Genomic DNA, 6,452 nt, shown 5'->3' with positions numbered 1-6,452 from the left:
GTGGATGATGTATGAGCGCTTCGGCAATCCGGTCTTCCCCCATCTCAATTCCCTGTTCGATGCCCCCCTCGGCCCTGACACCGCTTTCAGGGACGAGAAGTTCCTGCCGGACAGTTTTATGGAAGGGCTTTTGCGGCCTTTCTGGTTCAGCTTCGATGCAAGTCCGATCAATGAGCAGGCGACCCGTGACTTCAGGTTGTTGGCGGGATACATACCAGCGCTGGCGATTCCGGGCATGGCGCTTTGGCGCGCACAGAACGGTAAGGCAGGGAGTAGCGACCGTGTGATGGTTGCGCTGGCGCTTGGTTTCCTGTCAACCTTTGCGATCTGGACCGCTGTATTTTCCATCCAGCGCTATGTCATGGGGCTCTATCTGGTGGGGCCGGTCCTGCTGGCTGCCACCGCCTGGTGGCTGTTTCCCGCATATGTGGCCCAGCCGCGTGGCAGAATTCTCACTTTTGCTGTGGCCGCGGTCCTTCTGCTTTCAACCAGCTACGAGCGGCTCCGGCGGGTGCCGTGGCAGAGCTGGCAGGAGCCCTATGTCTGGACGGAGCTTCCTTCGACGGTCGATCCGGCCGGCGCGATCATTGTGATGTCGGCCTTCTATCCGAGCGCTTTTACCGCTCCGGCTTTCTCGGACGCTTACTTTATCACTCATGGGGATCCGCGCCCCTGGAGTCGCCCGGCGCTAGCCAAATATCGTGAGACGGTCCGCGCCACGATCCAGTCGTCCAGCCGTCCGGTGTATGGAGTGATGTTCCACGGTCAGGAGTCGCGCGAACCGGCCCTCCATCAGCTTGCGGACGAATATGGCCTAACCGCAAACTTCGCCGACTGTCAGCAGCTCGAAACTGCCTTCGATACCGCTGCCACTCACTGGCTGGCCTGTCCGATGCGCCGCACCCGCGCACGTTGAGCGGGTATTCAGTCGGGCATAACAGGCCGCGCATTGAACAGTCATTAGCCTTTCTATGATGTTATGGGGCCCAGAGTGTCAAAGCGGGGAGTCTCAGGATGCTTGCGATCGACCGGAACGCTACGCCAACGCAGCCAGCGCTGGCGTGGATGTGGCGCTCGACCAGCCTGCGAATAGCCGCGCTGTTCTTGCTGGGCTATGTCGCTGTGGCGGTTCTGATCGCGCCGGATGCGTTTGCCGCATCGCTATCGCATTATGCCGGAACACTGCTTAACCATGTGCCGCTCATTCTGCTGCCTCTTCTTGCGCTAGCGGTCATTCCACTCCTGCGGGGCGAAAGCCGTGACGGTTTACTCGAACACCTGCGCGTGCGCGTAGCGCTCGTGAGTGTGCTGATCGGCGCGCTGCTTTTGGCTTTCACTGCCTTCACGACTATCAAGTTCTCGATTCCCGCCATTGTTCCCTTCCATGCTGACAGCTGGGCAGCGGATCTTGATGCGTTCATCCACGGTGTCGACCCGTGGGTCGTCGCTCACGCGATCTGGCCGGAAAGCTGGAGCGGCCTGATGTTCGCCGCCTACAGCCACATCTGGTTCGCCTACTGGGTGGCGACGCCGATTTTTGTTGTCCTCTGGGCGCCCCCTCAGCTTGTGAAGCGCTATCTCTGGTCGATGCTGATGGTCTTTGCGGTTTGCGGCAGTGTGCTTGCGCTCTTTTATTCCTCGGTTGGCCCAATCTTTTACCGCGAGATCTGGGGAGACGGTCGCTTCGACGCGCTGACCGGTCGCCTCGCTGAGCTCGACGGCATGCGCGGGACGCTCGCTTATGCCGGTTACCTGCTCGAGAGTTACCAGTCGAACGAAGCGGTTTTCGGTACCGGAATTTCAGCGATACCCAGCATGCATGTGGCCGTGGTTACCCTTAACGCTTTGTTGTTCGGCACGCTCAGCCGCTGGGCGGGCGCTCTGGCCTGGGCCTTTGCGGCGCTCATCCTGTTCGGTTCGGTCTATACCGGTTGGCACTATGCGATCGACGGCTACATGTCGATTTTCGCCGTGGCAACCATCTGGTTCGCAGTGCGCCGCGCGCACCTTGAGGGGCTGTTCATGCCCAGCGTGTGGACTGCCGGGAGCCAGCCACGCTCTGCTAGCGCTCTTCGCCGGCAGGAAGGCCAGGCAACGGGCCCCTAGCCTACGAGGTCCTTCAGGCTGTCGACCAGGTCGAGCTTTTCCCAGGAGAAGCCGCCTTCATTGTCCGGTGTACGGCCAAAGTGGCCATAAGCGGCCGTGCGCGCATAGATCGGGCGGCCGAGACCCAGCGTGGTGCGAATGCCACGCGGGGAGAGGTCCATGATCTCCATCAGGCGCTGTTCCAGCTTGCGCTCGTCCGTATTGGCCGTGTCATGCAGGTTGACGTTGATCGAGAGCGGCTTTGCGACCCCGATGGCATAGGAAAGCTGCAGCGTGCAGCGCTTGGCAAGCCCCGCGGCGACGACGTTCTTTGCAAGATAGCGGGAGGCATAGGCCGCCGAGCGGTCGACCTTGGTCGGGTCCTTGCCGGAAAAGGCCCCGCCGCCATGCGGGGCCGAGCCGCCATAGGTGTCGACGATAATTTTCCGGCCGGTCAGGCCCGCATCGCCATCTGGCCCGCCGATCACGAAATTGCCGGTTGGATTGACATAGAAACTGTCTTCGTCCGGGAACCAGCCTTCAGGCAGGATGTCGGCCACGATCGGGCGGACGAGGTCGCGAATGTCGGCCGCCGAATAGCCTTCGCCATGCTGGGTCGAGACGACCACCGCGTCTACACCGACCGGCAAGCCGTCGCGATACCGCATCGTGACCTGGCTTTTGGCATCGGGCTGGAATTCGGGGCGCTCGCCCGAATGACGCAGCTCGGCCATACGCTTCAGGATGCGGTGTGAATAGGAAATCGGTGCGGGCATGTATTCATCGGTCTCATCGCTGGCATAGCCGAACATGATGCCCTGATCGCCTGCGCCTTCTTCGGTGTAGGTGCCCGTGCCCTCATCGACCCCGGCGGCAATATCCTCTGACTGGCCGTGCAGCCAGTTGTCGAGTTTAAGATGCTCCCAGTGAAATCCGTCCTGCTCATAGCCGATATCGCGAACGGCGGCGCGAACCACGTCCTCTACCATGTCGGGTGTGATCGTGTCGGGGCCGCGCATCTCGCCAAGCAGGGCTACCTGATTGGTCGTCGCGGCGGTTTCACAAGCTACGCGGACCCTCGACGTGTCATACCCGGCCTTGATCGCTTCACGAAAATGGAGATCGACGACTTCGTCCGAAATCCGGTCGCACACCTTGTCGGGATGGCCTTCGGAAACGCTTTCGCTCGTGAACAGGAAATCGACAGAATTCATGATTGGTTCCAGGTTTTTTTAGTGTGAGTCCGCTCAGGCGCGGCGGGTCTAGTCGGGCTTTGGCGGGCTGGCCGCTGCCTTGATCGTTGCTAACAGGGATTTCCGCAGTACGTCATCCTCTATCCGCTGAAAAGCGGCAATCAGCTCCATCGCTTCCTGATCCATTTCGGGAAGGGGCGCAGCTGCTTCGCTGTCCTCCGCGAACTGGCTCTGCGGCAAGCTGAGATACTCCTCGGCGCCCTCATAGAAATAGAGGACCGGAACTTCCAGAACGCTGGAAATCTCGTACAGGCGGCCGGCGGAAATGCGGTTCACGCCCTTTTCGTACTTTTGCACTTGCTGGAAGGTCAGGCCAAGAAGTTCACCAAGCTGCTCCTGGGTCCATTTCAGCTCTTTTCGCCGCCATCTGAGACGTTGCCCGATCAGGCGGTCGATACGGCTGGGAAGTTTGCTGTCTGACATGTGGCTTTCTGGCGAGACGTGTAATGGCTTCAGTTGATCTACCTAGCGGCGCCAGGCCATGAAGGCCAGAACGCTGAACAGAACAAGCGTCAGCCAGAAGAGAGCCGAGCCGTATCTTTGATAGGCGGTCGAGGGCAGGGCAGACGGGAGAGGCGTTCGAACCACAGAGGAAATCCAGCCTTGAGGGTCCCCCGCAACGCGCTGGCCGCGGGCGGTTTCGCGCCCGAGTGCATCGACCATTGCGGTGGCACCGCGGCTGGCAACCCGCGCCATTGGCAGCCCGGTCTCGATCGACCGGTAGCGGTTCTGGGCATAATGCTGGGCCGGGCCCATTCCTGTCCCGAACCAGGCGTCATTCGAGACGGTGACAATCCATTGTGCCTGATCTCTTTGCGGGCCAGCCGTCCGGGTGATTTCCGGGAACAGCGCCTCATAACAGATGAGGGCGATAAAGGGTGGCAGGTCGCGCGGGAACAGAACGGTCGCCTCGCTACCCGGTTCAAATCCGCTTTTTGCCATTTGCTGCATCGCGCCAGGCAGGATGCCGGCAAGCGCATTCCCGAATGGAATTATTTCCGTCGCAGGCAGCTCGCCGAACGGGACCAGGCGGAATTTGTCATAAAGTGCGATCAGCTCAGCGCGCCCCGCCTCGGTTTGCAGGACGGCCAGACTGTTGTTGTAGACGCCGTCTGCGCCTTCGAGGCTTCGGCGCGTCGTGCCCACGATAAGCGTGCGGGTTCCGAGATAGGCGGAGATCACATCGAGCGCATAATTGTTCGCGAGCAGGTCGAATGGCAGCGCGCCTTCGGGCCAGACGATGATGTCGTTCGGATCGCTTTCAATGTCGCGGAGGAATTCGCCATACCGGGCCAGGACTTCTTCGCCGGTGCCCTGATATTTCTCCGCTTGCGGCACGCCTGCATCCATCAGCAGGACGGTTTCCTCTGTCATGGCGGGTGCTGCGGCAAGGCGTTGTGCGCCCCAGGCCCAGCCAAAGGCGACGAGCACGACGGCCATCACGGCTGGAAGCGCCCGCCCGAGGACACCGCGAGCGTCTCTGGTGTCGACAAGGGCGGCTGGCGCGGTGCAGATGACAAGCGTCACCAACGTCAGCCAGTAGACACCGCCAAGCGAAGCGGCCTGGGACAGGGCCCCGCCGGGCGACCAGGTCGTGCCGAACAGATTCCACGGAAATCCACCAAACAGGTATCCGCGAAGTAGTTCTGCCAGCGCCATGAAGACGGAAAATATGAAAATCCTCGACGGGGAGGCCGACCAGAATGCGCCCGCGAAGGCCGCTGCCGTGCCCCAGATCAGCGCCATGCCTCCGGGCAAGGCGATCAATGGCATCCAGATGAAGACAGCGTGTTTTTCCGGATCAATCAGGAAAGGCGCTGCGGTCCAGTGCATGCCGACAAGGAAGAAGCCATAGCCGAACGCCCAGCCTCGCATGAACAGGGCGCGCCCCCACCGCGCTGCGCCCCGTGCGCCGTCCAGCATCCAGATCAGCGCAGAGGCTGAGATGATGAGGGCTGGCGTCAGATGGAAGGGCGCAAAGGCCAGGGCTGCGAAGGCGCCGAGCAGAATGGCAAAGCCGAAGGCTGCCCAGCCGCGAAGCTTGGCGAGCGCTTCATGCAGCGGACCGAGCGCTGTGAAGCCGTGACTGCGAATCGGTTCGCTCAAGCCTGAACCTCTTGCGGGAACCGGCGAACAACGAGCCGTTCAATGCGGCGCGCATCGCCGTCGAGAATTTCGATGTCGGCACCGGCCGGATGGCGCAGGACTTCGCCGCGCAGTGGCACTTTTCCGGCCAGCGCAAACGCAACGCCGCCCAGCGTGTCGACCTCAACATCGAGATCGGGAATATCGAGATCCAGCCCGGTCTTTTCCTGAAAATCGGAGATTTCCATGCGTGCATCTGCCTCCCAGGCATGGCGTCCGCGGCGGATCACCATGGCCGGTTCTTCATCGTGTTCGTCTTCAATGTCACCGACGATTTCTTCCATCAGGTCTTCGAGGCAGACCAGGCCGTCAGTGCCGCCATACTCGTCGACAACGAGCGCCATGTGAATCCGGCTTGTCTGCATTTTCACAAGAAGATCAGCCAGCTTCATGGACGCCGGCACGAAAAGAACATCCCGGCGCAGCCGCTCCAGCGGCCTGTCGAGACCATCACCGCCGCGGGCGATTTCGCCGACAACATCCTTGATGTGGACAAGGCCAATGGGGTCATCGAGCGAGTCCCGGTAAACCGGCAAGCGCGAATGCGACTCGTCGGCGTAGAGCTGGATCAGGGCCGGCAGGTCCGTGCTGAGTTCAACACCGACGATCTCGGCGCGCGGCACCATGACGTCGGCAACGCGGCCCTGCTCGAATTCTGCAAGCCTGAGGCGGAGCAGATGCGGTGTATGGCCAGCAAGCTGTTCCGCAGCGGTGGGCTGCGGTTGGGTTTCGGAATCGCGCCGCCGGCGGAATGAAAATAATCGCGGGCGGCGCTTTGTCTCTCGGTCGGTCGTGTCGGTCATTTCCTACAACTCAGGACTTCAGGGAGTATGGATCAGCGATATCAAGCGTGGCAAGCGCGCGCACTTCGACGGCCTCCATTTCGCGGGCATCTGTGTCTTCAATGTGATCATAGCCGAGTAGATGCAGATATCCGTGGATCAACAAATGGCTCAAATGGCTGGAGAG

General features: G+C 61.1%; 7 protein-coding genes. 2 read left to right on the top strand and 5 right to left on the bottom strand.

Annotated elements, in window-relative coordinates:
• Positions 1-7 precede the first annotated feature (7 nt).
• Both WA989_RS12285 and WA989_RS12280 read left to right on the top strand, forming a co-directional pair.
• Entirely contained in the window at positions 8-916 is a 909-nt protein-coding gene (locus WA989_RS12285) for a hypothetical protein (protein ID WP_424340784.1), read from the top strand.
• Between the two features lie 98 nt (positions 917-1,014).
• Positions 1,015-2,106: a phosphatase PAP2 family protein gene (locus tag WA989_RS12280; RefSeq protein WP_424340783.1), complete on the top strand. Its 1,092-nt coding sequence runs from the start codon at positions 1,015-1,017 to the stop codon at positions 2,104-2,106.
• On the opposite strand, the gene metK is transcribed toward WA989_RS12280, so the two are convergent.
• The 5 genes from metK to ybeY form a co-directional block, all read right to left on the bottom strand.
• Positions 2,103-3,299 (bottom strand): methionine adenosyltransferase, encoded by a 1,197-nt coding sequence (gene metK / locus WA989_RS12275; RefSeq protein ID WP_424340782.1) that lies wholly within the window; start codon positions 3,297-3,299, stop codon positions 2,103-2,105. The genes WA989_RS12280 and metK overlap by 4 nt on opposite strands.
• A gap of 48 nt (positions 3,300-3,347) precedes the next feature.
• Positions 3,348-3,761, bottom strand: a complete 414-nt coding sequence (locus WA989_RS12270; protein ID WP_424340781.1) for a helix-turn-helix domain-containing protein — start codon at positions 3,759-3,761, stop codon at positions 3,348-3,350.
• Between the two features lie 42 nt (positions 3,762-3,803).
• Positions 3,804-5,444 (bottom strand): apolipoprotein N-acyltransferase, encoded by a 1,641-nt coding sequence (gene lnt, locus WA989_RS12265; RefSeq protein WP_424340780.1) that lies wholly within the window; start codon positions 5,442-5,444, stop codon positions 3,804-3,806.
• A complete protein-coding gene (locus WA989_RS12260) occupies positions 5,441-6,286 on the bottom strand; it encodes a hemolysin family protein (RefSeq protein ID WP_424340779.1) in 846 nt (281 codons plus the stop codon). Before WA989_RS12260 ends, lnt begins: the two co-directional genes overlap by 4 nt.
• Positions 6,287-6,296: 10 nt before the next feature.
• The coding region (ybeY, locus tag WA989_RS12255; protein ID WP_424340785.1) for an rRNA maturation RNase YbeY at positions 6,297-6,452 on the bottom strand (156 nt) is incomplete at its 5' end.

Origin of the sequence: Henriciella sp. (genome assembly GCF_049649345.1) — a bacterium.
GTDB lineage: Bacteria > Pseudomonadota > Alphaproteobacteria > Caulobacterales > Hyphomonadaceae > Henriciella.
This window is presented reverse-complemented; position numbering and strand designations above follow the sequence as displayed.